The organism is Nocardioides sp. Leaf307 (assembly GCF_001423135.1).
Classification (GTDB): domain Bacteria; phylum Actinomycetota; class Actinomycetes; order Propionibacteriales; family Nocardioidaceae; genus Nocardioides; species Nocardioides kribbensis.
In genome coordinates this window covers 156,820-172,286 of the sequence record NZ_LMNY01000003.1, presented here as the reverse complement: position 1 = coordinate 172,286, position 15,467 = coordinate 156,820, and the positions used below count along the sequence as shown (strand labels likewise).

Annotated in this window: 12 protein-coding genes; 9 read left to right on the top strand and 3 right to left on the bottom strand. The window is 74.8% G+C overall.

What is annotated here, in order from left to right:
- Positions 1–160: 160 nt before the first annotated feature.
- Both ASF50_RS15720 and ASF50_RS15715 read left to right on the top strand, forming a co-directional pair.
- The gene (locus ASF50_RS15720) at positions 161–787 is read left to right on the top strand and encodes a PadR family transcriptional regulator (RefSeq protein WP_056865091.1); all 627 of its coding nucleotides are present in this window, start codon (positions 161–163) and stop codon (positions 785–787) included.
- A gap of 12 nt (positions 788–799) precedes the next feature.
- Positions 800–1,885: an inositol-3-phosphate synthase gene (locus ASF50_RS15715; protein WP_056865092.1), complete on the top strand. Its 1,086-nt coding sequence runs from the start codon at positions 800–802 to the stop codon at positions 1,883–1,885.
- Between the two features lie 148 nt (positions 1,886–2,033).
- On the opposite strand, the gene ASF50_RS15710 is transcribed toward ASF50_RS15715, so the two are convergent.
- The 3 genes from ASF50_RS15710 to ASF50_RS15700 all read right to left on the bottom strand — a co-directional run bounded on the left by ASF50_RS15710 (position 2,034) and on the right by ASF50_RS15700 (position 5,294).
- On the bottom strand, positions 2,034–3,227 hold the full coding sequence (locus ASF50_RS15710; RefSeq protein ID WP_056905124.1) for a MerR family transcriptional regulator: 1,194 nt from the start codon (positions 3,225–3,227) through the stop codon (positions 2,034–2,036).
- A gap of 97 nt (positions 3,228–3,324) precedes the next feature.
- Positions 3,325–3,798 (bottom strand): SRPBCC family protein, encoded by a 474-nt coding sequence (locus ASF50_RS15705; protein WP_056905123.1) that lies wholly within the window; start codon positions 3,796–3,798, stop codon positions 3,325–3,327.
- A 32-nt stretch (positions 3,799–3,830) separates the two neighbouring features.
- Positions 3,831–5,294 (bottom strand): CCA tRNA nucleotidyltransferase, encoded by a 1,464-nt coding sequence (locus tag ASF50_RS15700; RefSeq protein WP_414855746.1) that lies wholly within the window; start codon positions 5,292–5,294, stop codon positions 3,831–3,833.
- Between the two features lie 75 nt (positions 5,295–5,369).
- Here ASF50_RS15700 and ASF50_RS15695 point away from each other — a divergent pair, with 75 nt between their 5' ends.
- The 7 genes from ASF50_RS15695 to trxA all read left to right on the top strand — a co-directional run bounded on the left by ASF50_RS15695 (position 5,370) and on the right by trxA (position 15,461).
- A complete protein-coding gene (locus ASF50_RS15695; protein ID WP_056905122.1) occupies positions 5,370–7,892 on the top strand; it encodes a DUF6049 family protein in 2,523 nt (840 codons plus the stop codon).
- On the top strand, positions 7,889–9,682 hold the full coding sequence (gene murJ / locus ASF50_RS15690) for a murein biosynthesis integral membrane protein MurJ (RefSeq protein WP_082503281.1): 1,794 nt from the start codon (positions 7,889–7,891) through the stop codon (positions 9,680–9,682). The genes ASF50_RS15695 and murJ overlap by 4 nt, the downstream gene beginning before the upstream one ends.
- Before the next feature lie 276 nt (positions 9,683–9,958).
- Positions 9,959–12,124 carry a protein kinase family protein gene (locus ASF50_RS19950; RefSeq protein WP_056905121.1) on the top strand — a complete coding sequence of 722 codons (2,166 nt, stop codon included), beginning with the start codon at positions 9,959–9,961 and terminating at the stop codon, positions 12,122–12,124.
- Positions 12,121–12,864 (top strand): RNA polymerase sigma factor SigM, encoded by a 744-nt coding sequence (gene sigM, locus ASF50_RS15680; RefSeq protein WP_082503280.1) that lies wholly within the window; start codon positions 12,121–12,123, stop codon positions 12,862–12,864. The genes ASF50_RS19950 and sigM overlap by 4 nt, the downstream gene beginning before the upstream one ends.
- A gap of 139 nt (positions 12,865–13,003) precedes the next feature.
- Positions 13,004–13,840, top strand: a complete 837-nt coding sequence (locus ASF50_RS15675; protein WP_056905120.1) for a hypothetical protein — start codon at positions 13,004–13,006, stop codon at positions 13,838–13,840.
- 177 nt (positions 13,841–14,017) lie between these two features.
- Positions 14,018–15,043 carry a thioredoxin-disulfide reductase gene (trxB, locus tag ASF50_RS15670; RefSeq protein ID WP_056905119.1) on the top strand — a complete coding sequence of 342 codons (1,026 nt, stop codon included), beginning with the start codon at positions 14,018–14,020 and terminating at the stop codon, positions 15,041–15,043.
- 85 nt (positions 15,044–15,128) lie between these two features.
- Entirely contained in the window at positions 15,129–15,461 is a 333-nt protein-coding gene (trxA, locus tag ASF50_RS15665; protein WP_156697989.1) for a thioredoxin, read from the top strand.
- Positions 15,462–15,467 lie beyond the last annotated feature (6 nt).

Below are 15,467 nucleotides of genomic sequence, written 5' to 3'. Positions count from 1 at the left end.
GGTCGTCCCGGCCCGCAGCGCGCCGCGCGGCGCCCCCGGACCGTCCCTCAGGGTACGCACCCGGCCCGCGCCGGCACCGGCGTACGACGTGTCACGCGACACGGTGACCTGGATAGGTCCAGCGTTCGCGTTCGCCGGATATATCGCTACGATAGGTCGTATGGCACGTCGTGGAGAGACCATCGAGCTGGCAGTCCTCGGGCTGCTGCACGAGGGACCCATGCACGGCTACGAGCTGCGCAAGCGGCTCAACCTCATGCTCGGGTGGGGGCGGGTGCTGTCCTACGGCTCGCTCTACCCCACGCTGAAGAAGATGCTCAAGGGCAGCCTCATCGAGGAGGTCGCGGCCACGCAGGCACCGGGCACCCCGGTCAGCCGCCGGCCGCGCATCGTCTACCAGGTCACCGACGCCGGCCACCGCGAGTTCGAGCGGCTGATGTCGGAGGTCGGTCCCACCGCCTGGGAGGACGACAACTTCGACATCCGGTTCGCCTTCTTCGGACGCACCGACATGGAGATCCGGCTGCGGGTGCTCGAGGGACGGCGCACCCGCCTGCAGGAGCGGCTGGACCGGGTCCAGGGCCAGCTCTCGATGACGCAGAAGGAGGTCGACCGCTACGCGGCCGAGCTCCAGCGACACGGGGTCGAGTCGGTCGAGCGCGAAGTGCGCTGGCTGTCCGACCTCATCGACGCGGAGCGGGTCGCCGACGACCTCGCCCGTCGTCCCGACCGCATGACCAGCACGACCACACCGCCCGCGAGCCCCGCGGCCGACCAGCAGAAGTAAGGAAGGAATCCGATGGGTTCGGTTCGAGTAGCCATCGTGGGAGTCGGCAACTGCGCCACCTCCCTCATCCAGGGTGTCGAGTACTACAAGGACGCCACCCCCGACACCACCGTGCCTGGTCTCATGCACGTGATGTTCGGCGACTACCACGTCAGCGACGTCGAGTTCGTGGCGGCGTTCGACGTCGACGACAAGAAGGTCGGCAAGGACCTCTCCGAGGCCATCAACGCCTCCGAGAACAACACGATCAAGATCGCCGACGTGCCGACCCTCGGTGTCGAGGTCCAGCGCGGCCCGACCCTCGACGGCCTCGGCAAGTACTACCGCCAGACCATCGAGGAGAGCGGCGCCGAGCCGGTCGACGTGGTCCAGGTTCTCAAGGACACCCAGGCCGACGTCATCGTGTCCTACCTCCCGGTGGGCTCGGAGGAGGCCGACAAGTTCTACGCCCAGTGCGCCATCGACGCCGGCGTGGCCTTCGTCAACGCCCTGCCCGTCTTCATCGCCTCCGACCCCGAGTGGGCCAAGAAGTTCGAGGACGCCGGCGTCCCGATCGTCGGCGACGACATCAAGAGCCAGGTCGGCGCCACCATCACCCACCGCGTGATGGCGAAGCTGTTCGAGGACCGCGGCGTCGCGCTGGACCGCACCTACCAGCTCAACGTCGGCGGCAACATGGACTTCAAGAACATGCTCGAGCGCGAGCGCCTGGAGTCCAAGAAGGTCTCCAAGACCCAGGCCGTCACCTCCAACCTGCACGGTGAGCTCGCGGACAAGATCCACGACCGCAACGTGCACATCGGCCCCTCGGACTACGTCCAGTGGCTCGACGACCGCAAGTGGGCCTACGTCCGCCTCGAGGGTCGCGCCTTCGGCGACGTCCCGCTCAACCTCGAGTACAAGCTCGAGGTCTGGGACTCCCCGAACTCCGCCGGCATCATCATCGACGCCCTGCGCGCCGCGAAGATCGCCAAGGACCGCGGCATCGGCGGCCCGATCATCTCGGCCTCGTCCTACCTGATGAAGTCCCCGCCGGTGCAGCTGCCCGACGACGAGGGCCGCCGTCGCGTGGAGGCCTTCATCCGCGGCGAGGAGTGACCTAGCAGCACCGGTCACCCAGCAGCACCCAGCAGCACCCGGCAGCGCCGGTCCCCGCGAGGGGGCCGGCGCTGCCGTCGTACGTCGGCCGGGCCGGGCCGGGCCGGATCGGATCGGGCCGGATCGGGTCGGGTCAGGTCGGGTCAGGTCAGGCCACGTCGACGACGACCACGGCGAGGTTGTCGTCGGCGCCGGCGGCCTCCACCGCGGCGACGACGGCGTCGGCGACCTGCTGCGGGTCCCCGCCACCGGCGAGCAGGTCGGCCAGCACCGCCGGTCCGACGCGACCGTGCACGCCGTCGGTGGTGAGCACCAGCCGGTCGCCGGGCCGCACGGCGTGCACGGCGAGGTCGGGCTCGGCGGGGCGGCCGCTCTCGAGCGCACGGTTGAGCTGCACCCGCCGCTCGTCGGAGCGGGCCTCCTCGGTGGTGAGGCGGCCCTCGTCGACGAGGGTCTGCACGACCGTGTGGTCGCGGGTCAGCCGGGTGAGCCGGCCCTCGCGCACCAGGTGGGCCCGCGAGTCGCCCACGTGGGCCACGACCAGCTGACCGGCGTGCAGCGCCAGCGCCGTCAGGGTGGTGGCGTCGCCGGGCGCGAGCGCCGCGGCGGCCCGGGCGAGCACCGTCTCGACGGCGCCCAGCGCCGCTGCCCCGTCGAGCCGACCGTCGAGGAGCCCGTCGAGGAGCCCGTCGCGCTCGGCGGCCGCGAGGGCGGCCACGGCGCGCTCGCCGCTGCCGCCCGCCGAGCCCACGCCGTCGGCGACGGCCACCAGCCGGGTGCCGACCAGGACGGCGTCCTCCTGGGTGGCCCGGCCGCCCTGCTCGAGTCGGGCGGCGCAGCGCAGCGTCGGCCCGGGGAGCGCGGGGCCGCCGGGGTCGGTGCTGCGGTCGGTGCTGCGGTCGGTGCTGCGGTCGGTGCTGTCGTCCGGGGTGGGGCGGGGGTCGTCGGTGCTCATCGGGGTCTCCTCGTCCGGCGCGTGGCCGAGCTCGTCGACGAGGGACGCCAGGAGGGCGCGGGCGCTGGCCGTGTCGGCGCTCAGCTGGCGGCCGTAGGAGACCAGCTCCGCCACGGCAGCGGCGGGCCCGAGCCCGGCCACCACGCGGATGCGGGCCAGCGGCATGCCGACCAGACGCAGCCGCGCGACCAGCCGGGCGCGGGGGAGCTGCTGCTCGGCGTACCAGCGGTAGCCGGTGTGGGGGTCGACCTCGGCCGGGTCCAGCAGGCCCGAGTCGTCGTAGAGCCGCAGCGCCTTGGGCGTGAGCCCGCTGGCGCGCGCGAAGTCGCCGATGCTCATCAGCCGCGGTGGGTCCGCGGTGCCGCTCCTGCCGGCCGGTCCGTCCACGCCGCCTCCTGGGTCCTCGTCACCGGTGGGGGATCCACCGGTGAGGAGACCGTGGGGCCTGCCGCAGGGTCAAGGTCAAGGGCCCCACGGCCCGGGCTCAGCGCTCGAGCTCGGCCTTGATCCGCTCCAGCGTCTGGCGCATGCCCTGCCGGAGCTCGCCGACGAAGGTCGGCACCCCGCCCATGGCCACGCCCACCAGCTTGTTGGACAGCGTCGAGATGCCGTCGGGCGCCTCGCGGCGCTGCACGATCCGCGTGCCACCGCCGTCGGTGGGCTCGAGGGTGAAGGACCAGATCGTGCGGTTCTCCGCGACCCGGAAGGCCACGCTGGTGTGGGGCTCGAAGCGCACGACCTTGGCGGTCGTCGGCCACACCAGCGCGCCGCGGTGGTTGACGTTGATCATGCGGCTGCCGAGCCTCACCGGCCCGCCGGGGATGAACGTGCGCAGCACCTGGGGGCTCCACTCGCGCATGCGGCGCAGGTCGGAGACCAGGGCCCAGGTCTGGGCGGGGGAGGTGGAGACCTCGATGGAGGCCTCCAGCTCGTCGGGGGCGGCTGTGGTGTCGGTCATGTCCGGACCGTACCGTCAGTACGCCGCCCGCGTCAGCGTGTCGACCACCATGCGAGGAGCTCCTCGCGCGCCACCTCGGGCTCGACCGGTCCGCGGTCCATGCGCCGCTCCAGCAGCCACCGGTAGGCCTCGCCGACCTCGCGGCCCGGCGGGAGGCCCAGCAGCTCCATGATCGCGTTGCCGTCGAGGTCGGGTCGCAGGGCGTCGAGCTCCTCGGCCTCGGCCAGGACGGCGATGCGCTCCTCGAGCTCGTCGTAGGTGCGCCGCAGCCGCTCGGCCTTGCGCCGGTTGCGGGTCGTGCAGTCGGCGCGGGTCAGCACGTGGAGTCGCTCGACCTGGTCGCCGGCATCGCGCACGTAGCGGCGCACGGCGGAGTCGGTCCACTCCCCCGAGCCGTAGCCGTGGAAGCGCAGGTGCAGCTCGACCAGCCGGCTGACCGCCTCGATCTGGTCGTTGGAGAAGCGCAGCGCCTTCATCCGCTTGCGGGTCATCTTCGCGCCGACCACGTCGTGGTGGTGGAAGGTGACCGTGCCGTCGTCGAGGAACTTGCGGGTGCGGGGCTTGCCCACGTCGTGCATGAGCGCGGCGAAGCGCGACACGAAGTCGGGCCCGCCGCCGAGGCGCTCCTCGAGGTCGATCGACTGCTCGAGCACCGTGAGGGTGTGCTCGTAGACGTCCTTGTGGCGGTGGTGCTCGTCACGCTCCAGCGCCAGCGCCGGCAGCTCGGGCAGCACCTTCTCGGCCAGGCCGGTCTCGACCAGCAGGGTCAGCCCGAGGCGCGGGTGCGGGGCGCAGATGAGCTTGACCAGCTCGTCGCGCACCCGCTCGGCGGAGATGATCGAGATCCGGTCGGCCATCGCCGTCATCGCCGCGGTGACGCCCGGGTCCACGGTGAAGCCGAGCTGGGCGGCGAAGCGTGCGGCACGCAGCATGCGCAGCGGGTCGTCGGAGAAGGAGTCCTCCGGCGTGCCGGGTGTGCGCAGCACCCGGTGGGCCAGGTCGACGACGCCGCCGAAGGGGTCCTCGACCTCGCGGCCGGGCAGGCGCACGGCCATGGCGTTGACCGTGAAGTCGCGCCGGCCCAGGTCGCCGGCCAGCGAGTCGCCGTACTGCACCTCGGGGTTGCGCGAGGACGGGTCGTAGACCTCGGAGCGGTACGTCGTGATCTCGACCTGCCACTCGCCGCGGCGGCAGCCGATGGTGCCGAAGGCGCGCCCCATGTCCCAGGTCGCGTCGGCCCAACCCTTGATCAGCCGCTCGGTCTCCTCCGGGCGCGCCGAGGTCGTGAGGTCGAGGTCGTTGTGGGCGCGGCCCAGCATGGCGTCGCGCACCGGCCCGCCGACCAGGGCGATCTCGTGGCCCGCGGCGCTGAAGCGGCGGCCCAGCTCGTCGATGACCTCGGCGATGCGGTCGAGCTCGGTCGTGACGGCCCGTTGCACCTCGACCACGCTGAGGGGGCCGGGGGTGCGCAGCGGTGCGGGATCGTCGGTCGACACGGGCGGGCAGTCTATCCGCGCCCGGGCGGTGCCGCGCTCCCCGGGAGCCACAGCGACACCGTCTAGCATCGGGGGGTGTCCCGCCCGTCCTCGCTGCTGCCTGCCCTCGCGGCGGTGGTCGCGGTCGCCGGTGGCGCCGCGGGACTCGGGCCGGGCGTCGCACCCGCCGTCGCGTCCGCCCCGACGAGCCTGTCCGCCGCGCCGCCGCCCGCCACCGTGCAGCCCGGGTCGGTGCTGCGCCCGGCGACCGGTCCCCTGCCGCGCCGCGCCGAGGAGGAGCCGGTCGAGCCGCTGTCGGTGACCATCGAGTCGATGACGCCCTCGGTCGTGCCCGAGTCGGGACCGGTGCGCGTGACCGGCACCGTGACCAACCTCGACGACACCGCGTGGTCGGCCATCAACCTCTACCCCGTGGTGGGCGACGCGCCGCTGACCACCGCCGGCGACCTCCGGGCCGCCGTGGCCTCCGACCCGCTGTCCTACGTCGGGGAGCGGATCACCGACCCCGGGCCCTACGACACGATCGACTCCCTGGCCCCCGGCGAGAGCGCCGACTACCGGATCACCCTGCCCAGCAACCGCATCGAGGTCACCGAGCCGGGCGTCTACTGGTTCGGCGTGCACGCCAACGGCGAGAACGAGGACGGTCGCGAGGACACCGCCGACGGCCGCGCCCGCACCTTCCTGCCCCTCGTGAGGCTGCGGGAGCGCTCGCTGCCGGTCTCCATCGTCGTGCCGCTGCGCCGCCAGCTCGACTACACCCCCGAGGGCGCGCTCGACGACGTCGCGGACTGGGACGAGGACCTCGGCGAGGGCGGCCGGCTGCGGTCGCTGCTCGACTTCGGGGCCGCGGCCGGGTCGCGTCCGGTGAGCTGGCTGGTCGACCCCGCGCTCACCGACGCCGTCACCCGCCTCGCGGCCGGCAACCCCGAGCGCTCGCTGGCCCCCACGATCGACCCGCAGCAGCCCGGTGGCGACGGGGAGGGCTCCGACGGGGACTCCCCGGCCGACGGCGGGTCGGGCGCCGTCGGCGACACGGGGGACTCGTCCGGCTCCCCCTCCGCCTCCCTCGGCACGGCCGGTGCGGAGCCCACGAGCCCCGGCGACCCGACGACCGGACCGGGTGACGGGGGCAGCGGCGAGGGCGACGACGAGGGCGAGGACGTCGACCCGCTCGACCCGGTGACAGCCGCTGCGGCCGAGACCGGCCAGACCTGGCTCGACGACCTCGGCGACGCCCTGGGCGCCAACAGCCAGGTGCTGGCGCTGCCGTACGGCGACGTCGACGTGGCCGGAGCGCAGGCCCACGACCCTGACCTCTACGACCGCGCCCGGCGTCGTGGCGGGTCGACCCTGGCCCCCTTCGGCGTGGAGACCACCCCGGCCATCGGCTCCCCGGTGGGCTTCCTGCCCGGGGCCGCCGTTGCGGGTGCGGTCGACGGCGAGACCGTCCTCCTCACCGATCGCGCCGTGCCCCGCGACCGGGCGGCCGAGCTGCGCGACGACGCCGGCACCCTGCCCGCGGTCGCCTCCGTCGACGGTCGCCGGGTCGTGCTCACCTCCTCCGGCGCGGTGGCGGGCGGACCCGGACCGGGCGAGCAGCGCACCGCGACCGCCATGCGTCAGCGGATCCTGGCCGAGGCCGCCGTGCGCGTGCTGGCCAAGGGACGCCACCACCCGCTGGTCACCGTGCTGCCCTTCGACTGGCTCCCCGAGGACGGTGAGGAGTTCTTCTCCGGCCTCGACCAGGGCTGGGTCGACCTGGCCACCGTCGAGGACGCCACCGCCGACGAGACCGCGCGCGACGCCTCCGTGGCCGGCGACGCCCTCACCTACCCCGAGCACCAGCGCGAGATCACGCTCCCCGCCTCGGGCTTCCAGGCCGCCGACGACCTCATCACGGCCGGCGAGTCGCTCCAGGACCTGCTGACGCTCAACGACCAGGTGGGCACCGCCGTGCTCGACCAGGCCCTGGCCTCGGTCTCCTACACCGCGCGCACCGCCCCGCTCGACGCCCTCGCCTCGGCCGGCGCCGCGGAGGCGAGCATCGACGCCCTGCGGGGCCAGGTCGACGTGATGGCGCCTCGGGCGGTGACGCTGTCGAGCGAGAGCGGGCGCTTCGGCGCCACCATCGTCAACGGCCTCGACCAGCCGGTGACGATCCGGCTGCGCTACGAGTCCGACCGGCCGATGACCATCGAGGGACCGCCCGGCAGCATCGAGGTGCCGGCCGACAGCGCCACCACGGTGCTGCTCAACGCCAGCACCTCCGAGCTCGGCGTGCACGACCTGCGTCTGGTGCTCACCGACGAGGAGGGCCGCGTGCTCGGCTCCAGCGACGACCTCGCCGTGCGCTCCGCGCAGGTCAGCCAGGTGATCTGGCTGATCATGGGCACCGGCCTGGTGCTGCTCTTCGGCACCATCGGCCTGCGCCTCGTACGCCGGCTCCGCGACGCGCGACGCGGCGGGCCGTCCGACCAGCCGTCCGACCAGCCGTCCGACCGGCCCTCGGACGCCGGCCCCGCCGACGACCTCCCCGCCACCACCCCCGGCAGCGCCGGCGACCCGGCGCCCGCGCCGAGAGGCACCCCCGCATGAGGCACCGCGCCCCCGGCCCCCCCGTCGTCGGCTACAGCGACGCCGCCGACGCCGTCGACGACCCCACGGGCTCCTTCGAGGCCGTGGGCGCCGCCCGCGAGGAGGCCCGCCCCTCCGACTCCTCCGACCCCGGGAGCCCCGGCACCGCCGAGTCGTCGGCGGCCGAGCAGCGCTCGATCCTGTCCTCCAGCGCGGTCATGGCCGCCGGCACGGTGGTCTCGCGGCTCAGCGGCTTCGTGCGCTCGGCCCTGCTGGCCGCGGCGCTGGGCATCCAGCTGCACGGCGAGATCTTCACCGTCGCCAACACCATCCCCAACATGCTCTACATCCTGCTGGCCGGCGGGGTGTTCAACGCGGTGCTGGTGCCCCAGCTCGTGCGCTCGATGAAGCACGACCCCGACGGCGGAGAGGCCTACGCCAACCGGGTGGTCACCCTCGCGCTGCTGTTCCTCGGGGCGGTGACGCTGCTGCTGGTGGCGGTGGCGCCCTGGGTGATGGCGATCTACCTGCCCGACTCGTGGCCGCCCGAGGCGCGCGACTCCGCGATCGACTTCGCCCGCTACTGCCTGCCGCAGGTCTTCTTCTACGGCATGTTCGTGCTGGTCGGGCAGATCCTCAACGCGCGCGGCCGCTTCGGGCCGATGATGTGGGCCCCGATCGCCAACAACGTCATCGCCGTCGCGGTGCTGGTGGTCTACCTGGTGGTCTTCGGCGCCGCCTCCGGTGCGGAGGTCGTGGGCCCCTTCAGCGCCTCCCAGGAGCTGCTGCTGGGCCTGGGGTCCACGCTCGGCATCGCCGCGCAGCTGCTCATCCTCGTGCCCTACCTGCGCTCGGCCGGCTTCCGGTTCCGCCCGCGCTTCGACTTCCGCGGCACGGGCCTGGGCCACACCCTGCGCCTGGCCCGCTGGACGGTGGCCTTCGTCATCGTCAACCAGGTCGCCTACACCGTGGTGGTGCGCCTGGCCGGCACCGGCGTGGCCGACGGCAGCGCCGACGGCACCGGCAACGCCGTCTACGCCTCGGCCTTCCTCATCGTGATGGTGCCCCACTCGATCATCACGGTCTCGCTGGCCACGGCGATCCTGCCGCGGCTCTCCCAGCGCGCCGCCGACGGCGACCTCGCCGGGCTGGGCCGCTCGCTGGGCGCGACGCTGCGCACCTCGCTGGCCGTGCTGCTGCCCTTCGCCGCGCTGCTGCCGGTGGTCGCGCCCGAGGTCGCCCGGGTGGTGTGGGGCTACGCCGCCGCCTCGCAGTCGTGGCCCAACGCCGTGCCGACGCTGGCCCTCTTCGGCCCCGGGATCGTGCTCTTCACCGTCCACTACCTGATGCTGCGCGGCTTCTACGCCCTCGAGGCCACCCGCACCGTGTTCTGGATCCAGTGCGGCGTCGCGGCCACCAACATCGGCGCGGCCGTCGTCCTCGTGGCCCTCGCCGACGCCGCCGCGACCTCGGCCGCCCTGGCCACCGCCTACGCCGCGGCCTACCTCGTCGGCACCGCCGTCTCCTACTCCGTGCTCGAGCGCCGCACCGGCGACCTCGGCGGGCGCACGACCTCGCGCTTCCTGGTGCGCCTTGGCCTGGTGGTCGCGCTGTCCACCGGCCTGGCCTACGCCGTCTCGGCCCTGCTGGGCGACCTGCCGCTCGACGCCGCCGTGCTGCCGACCCTGGCCCGCGGCGTGGGGGTGACCCTGGTCGACGTGGTCGCCTTCCTGGCGCTGGCCCGGGTCTTCCGGCTCACCGAGGTCACCGACGTGCTGGCCACCGTGACCGGGCGCCTTGGGCGCCGCTGACCCGGGGCTCCTCGCACTCCCCGCACTCCCCCCGGTCCCCCCTGCCCCTCTCTCCTGCCCCTCCCCCGGGACCCGGCACCACCGGCCCGGCGCCCGGGCGAGGCGCGGTCCGGACCCGGCGTACGGCACCCGGCGCGGGCGTCTCGCGGCTGTGCGACGTCGGTCGCCCCGTCCCGACCCGGGCGCCTACCATGGTCCGGGCGCCGCTGGCGCCCGCGCGCCCGGCTCACCCGGGCCCGACGCCCGCCCCCAGCGCACGAAGGAGCCAGGACCGCGGTGCCCCACTCGATCAGGCACGGAGACCAGCTCGCCGGTCGCTACCGGCTGGTCGACCTGCTCAGCGAGAGCGGCGACGGTCGCTTCTGGCGGGCCCACGACCGCGTGCTCGAGCGGCAGGTGGCGATCCACGTCATCGCCGCCGACGACGACCGGGCCGCCGGTCTGCTCGAGGCCGCGCGACGCTCGGCCACGGTGCACGACCCCCACGTGCTGCGCGTGCTCGACGCCGAGCGCACCGACGCCCTCTGCTACGTCGTCAACGAGTGGGGGTCGGGCACGTCGCTCGACATCATGCTGGCCGCGGGCGGCCCGCTGGCCCCGCGGCGGGCGGCCTGGCTGGTCGCCGAGGTCGCGGCCGCCGCCGCCACCGCCCACCGGGCCGGGGTCTCCCACGGGCGGCTCAACCCCGAGAACGTCCTCGTCGACCGCAACGGCTCGGTGCGGCTGATCGGCCTGTGCGTCGACGCCGCCCTCCACGGGCTGACCCACACCGACCCCGACGACGACCTCACCGACCTCGCCGGCCTGCTGTACGCCGCCCTCACGGGCCGGTGGGCCGGCATCTCCGGGTCGGTCGTCGTGCCGGCCCCGCAGGAGCACGGGCGCCTGCTGCGACCGCGCCAGGTGCGCGCCGGCATCCCCCGGATGCTCGACCAGCTGTGCGACAACGTCCTCAACCCCGCCACCGCCGCCCAGCGGGGCCACGACCCCCGCTGCCCCGCCACGGCCCAGGCTCTCGCCGACCAGCTGGTCGAGTTCGTCGGCGACCCGGTCGGCATCCCCGAGGAGCTCGCCACCCGCCTGGTCGATCGCGGCGACGAGACCATCAGCCTGCCCGCGGTCCCCGGACCGACCCCGGGCCCGGCCCCCGTGACGACCGCGGTGCCGACCACCGGGCCGACCGTGGTGGCGTCGCCCGCCGCGGCCCCGCTCCGCTCGAGCGACCCGCTGGGTCCCGCGCCCTCCCCGGCCTCCCAGACCCCCGGTGCGGAGCCTGCTGACCAGGAGCCCACCACGGTCGTGCCCCTGACCGCCGGGACCCCCGAGACCCCCGCCGACACCACCGACACCGCCGACACCGCCGGTGAGAGCCCCGACGCGGCCACCGACGCACCCACCACCGTCGTGGCGCTCCCCGACACCGCGACGCACCCGGCGGACGACACCACCCGGGCCGCGCGCGCCGACGAGCCCGCCCGCCCCTCGGCGCTCGGCGACGGGCTGCTCGCGGGCTCCTCCCCCACCCCGGTGGCCGCCGAGCAGCCCACCCAGGCCGGGCTGCCGATCTTCGACGACGAGACCGACGACGTGTCCTGGCTGCAGGCGCGCAGCGAGCCGGTGCCGCCTCCCCCGCCCTTCGAGGACCCGCCCGAGCGCCCGCTCTTCGCCCCCGAGCCCGACGACGGCGGGCCCGTGCGTCGCGCCCGCCCCGGCGCCGAGCAGGCGGAGTCGGGGGAGTTCTGGCCGTGGGGGCCCGCGGCGCCGCCGCCCCCGCCGGGCACCGACGACGCCGACCCCGACGACGGCGCCGCGGGTGAGGTCCCCGGTCGCAACACCTTCCGCCTGGCCGCGGCGCTGCTGCTGGGCCTGGTGCTGCTCGTGGGCGTCGTGGTCGCCGTCAACGTCGGCCGCGGTCGCACCCCGCTGGGCGCCGAGCCGGAGCCGGAGGGGTCGAGCTCCCCGAGCGCGTCGTCGTCGGCCACGCCCACCGCGGCGCCGACCCCGCTCACGGGGCTCAGCGCGAGCGACCTCGACCCCCAGGGCGACCCGCCGCAGGAGGAGTACCCCGAGCTGACCCCGCTCGCCGTCGACGGCGACCCCGCGACGGTCTGGCGCACCGCGACCTACCTCCAGAACTTCGGGCCGGGCGGCCTCAAGACCGGCGTGGGCCTGGTGATCGACCTCGGCGGCGAGCAGGAGGTCAGCGAGGTCGACCTCACGCTCGTCGGCGAGGGCACCACCACCGCGCTCTACGTCACCGACACCGCCCCCACCGACGTGGAGGGTCTCGACCCCGTGGCCGAGACCTCCGGCGGCACCCAGCAGCAGGCGGTGCTCGACGAGCCCGCCGCCGGCTCCTACCTCACGGTCTGGCTCACCTCGCTGCCCGCCGTCGAGGGCGGCTGGCGCGGCGAGGTGGCCGAGGTCGAGGTCCGCGGGTGAGCGAGCCCGGGGCGGCGGGGCCGCGACCCGACGACGCCGAGGACGCCGACGACCCCACTGCCGCCGAGGCCGGCGCCGGGTCCCGCAGCGACGTCGAGCTCCTCCACGCCCACGTCGGCGGTGACCACGCGGCCTTCGGCGAGCTCTTCGCCCGCCACCGCGACCGGCTGTGGGCGGTGGCCCTGCGCACGACCGGGCACCCCGAGGACGCCGCCGACGGCCTCCAGGACGCCATGATCGCGGCCTACCGCCGCGCGGGGTCCTTCCGCGGCGACGCCGCCGTGACGACCTGGCTGCACCGCATCGTGGTCAACGCCTGCCTCGACCGCCTCCGTGCGGCGCGCGTGCGCCGCACCGACGCCCTGCCCGACGACCTCGAGGAGTACGGCGACCGCGGCTCGCGCCTCTCCGCCGCGCCGGAGGCCGAGGACCCCGCCGACCGGTCGGTGCGCGCCGAGCAGCGGCGACAGGTGCTCGCCGCGCTGGCCTCGCTGCCCCCGGAGCAGCGCGCCGCCCTGGTGCTGGTCGACATGGAGGGCTACTCGGTGGCCGAGGCGGCCGCCGTGCTCGACTGCGCCGTCGGCACCGTGAAGTCGCGGTGCTCGCGCGGGCGGGCCCGGCTGGCCCCGCTCCTCGGGGTGCTGCGCGAGCGGCGTGACGACGACCACCCCGAGCCTCGGAACCCGACCGCGCCGTCGGCCGTCCGATCCGAGGCCGACCCACGAGGCCCACCGGCCTGACCGGGCCCCCGCCACACTGGACCAGCAGCCCACCCGGACCGACGCCGGCACCGGACCCCCGGCCGGCACGACCAGCACGACCAGCCCCGCACCCACCACCATCACCAGCACCAGCACCGGCCCCGAGAGGAGGAGCCCGATGGCCCACGACCCCGACCTCACCCCCGAGCAGCAGCGGGAGGTGACCCGGCGGCTGGCCGACGCCCGCCACACCGAGCCCCTCCCGGTCGACGTGGCCGCGCGGCTCGACCAGGTGCTGGCCCGTCTCGACGCCGGCGAGGACGTCGCCACCTCCCCGGCCCCGATCGACCTCGCCGCCCACCAGGCGCGCCGGCGACGCCGCGTCACCCGGCTCCTCGTGGCCGCCGCGGCGGTCGTCGTGGTCGGTGTCGGCGCCGCCCAGGTCGTCCCCGGGCTCACCCTCGCCGGCTCGGGCGACGCCAACGAGTCCACCGCCGACGTCGGCGCCGAGGCGGCCGGCTCCGCCGGGTCGGGCGCCGACCCGTCCCAGACCGCTCCCGCCACCGAGGACCGGGCCGACGTGGAGTCCGACACCGCGGCCGCCGACGGCTTCCTCGAGTCGGCCCAGCTCGCGGTGCCCGGCGTACGCCGCCTCACCGAGCGCGACTTCACCGGCTCGGTCTCGCGGGTGCGCGACGAGGCCTCCGCCGCCGCCCGCCGCGTCGACGCCTTCGCCGCCGAGGACGACGGCTCCGAGGAGCTGGCCGGTCCGAGCAACGACAGCAGCCTCAACGCCCTCGCCGAGCGGTCGGCGCGGCGGGCCGCCCGCGCCCTCGCGGGATGGGACGTCTGCGAGAGCGCCGACTGGGGGCCCGGCCTGCTGGTGCGCGTGCGCTACGCCGGCGAGCCCGCGGTGCTGGCCTTCCGCAGCCCCGCCGGCGACACCCAGGTCGTCGACCTGCTCCAGTGCGGCACCGCCGAGGTGCTCCGCTCGGTCACCCTCCCCCGGCGCTGAGCCCGCCACCGCCACCACGAGCGCCGCCACCACACACCGCCGCGACCCCGCGCCCGGCCACCCTGGCGCGACGGCGCCGGCCCGGGAATGCCGCTCACCTAGGATCGGTTCCACCCGCAGGTGCCGCAGCACCCCTTCCCAGGCACCGCCCCCGTCATCCCGAGGAGACTGGACTCCATGTCCGACACCCGCCCAGACGTCACCCGACAGGTCATCATCATCGGCTCGGGTCCCTCCGGCTACACCGCCGCGGTCTACGCCGCGCGCGCGAGCCTGGAGCCCCTGGTCTTCGAGGGCTCGGTCACCGCCGGTGGTGCGCTGATGAACACCACCGAGGTGGAGAACTTCCCCGGCTTCCGCGACGGCATCATGGGCCCGGCGCTGATGGACGAGATGCGCGCCCAGGCCGAGCGCTTCGGTGCCGAGCTGGTCTCCGACGACATCGTCGAGGTCGACCTCACCGGCGACGTCAAGACCGTGCGCACGGCCACCGACACCTACACCGCACGCTCGGTGATCCTCGCCACCGGCTCGGGCTACCGCAAGCTCGGCATCGCCCGCGAGGACGAGCTGTCGGGCCGCGGCGTCTCGTGGTGCGCGACGTGCGACGGCTTCTTCTTCCGCGAGCAGCACATCGCGGTCGTGGGCGGCGGCGACTCCGCGGTCGAGGAGGCCACCTTCCTGACCCGCTTCGCCTCCAAGGCCTCCCTCATCGTGCGTCGCGACGAGCTGCGCGCCTCCAAGATCATGCAGGAGCGCGCCTTCGCCGACCCCAAGCTCGAGATCGTCTGGAACTCCGCGGTCAAGGAGATCCACGGCGCCGACAAGCTGGAGTCGCTCACCCTCGAGGACACCACCACGGGCGAGACCCGTGCGCTGGAGGCCACCGGCCTCTTCATCGCCATCGGCCACGACCCGCGCTCTGAGCTGCTCACCGGCCAGGTCGACCTCGACGACGAGGGCTACGTGCTCGTCGAGCACCCCTCGACGGCCACCAACATCCCCGGCGTCTTCGCCTGCGGCGACCTGGTCGACCACCACTACCGCCAGGCCATCACCGCGGCCGGCACGGGCTGCGCCGCCGCCCTCGACGCCGAGCGCTACGTCGCCGAGCTCGACCACACCGCGGCCACCCGCGCCGAGGCGCAGGACGCCGTGGCCGGCTCCGCCGCCACCGACGCGGTCAAGACCGCCGGGCTCTGAGCGCCCCCGCGCGGCCGTCGCGGGGAACAACCACCCCGCGCGCCGCGTTCCACCACCACAGACGTCAGCAGAGAGAGTAGGGATCATCGTGGCCAACATCAGTGCCGTCACCGACGCCGAGTTCGAGGCTCAGGTGCTCAAGTCCGACAAGCCGGTCCTCGTGGACTTCTGGGCCGAGTGGTGCGGCCCGTGCCGCCAGGTCGCCCCGATCCTCGACGAGATCGCCACGGCCCACGGCGACAAGATCACCTTCATGAAGATGAACGTCGACGAGAACCCCGTCACGCCCTCGTCCTACCGCGTGACCGGCATCCCGACGATCAACGTCTACCAGGGCGGCGAGGTCGTCAAGACCATCGTCGGCGCCCGCCCCAAGGCGACGCTGCTCAACGAGCTGTCGGACTTCATCAACGCCTGACGCACC

Coding starts and splice junctions, on each gene's coding strand:
- ASF50_RS15715 (WP_056865092.1), top strand. CDS start 800: ATGGGTTCGGTTCGAGTAGCCATCGTGGGAGTCGGCAACTGCGCCACC.
- ASF50_RS15720 (WP_056865091.1), top strand. CDS start 161: ATGGCACGTCGTGGAGAGACCATCGAGCTGGCAGTCCTCGGGCTGCTG.
- ASF50_RS15675 (WP_056905120.1), top strand. CDS start 13,004: ATGGCCCACGACCCCGACCTCACCCCCGAGCAGCAGCGGGAGGTGACC.
- ASF50_RS15705 (WP_056905123.1), bottom strand. CDS start 3,798: ATGACCGACACCACAGCCGCCCCCGACGAGCTGGAGGCCTCCATCGAG.
- murJ (WP_082503281.1), top strand. CDS start 7,889: ATGAGGCACCGCGCCCCCGGCCCCCCCGTCGTCGGCTACAGCGACGCC.
- trxB (WP_056905119.1), top strand. CDS start 14,018: ATGTCCGACACCCGCCCAGACGTCACCCGACAGGTCATCATCATCGGC.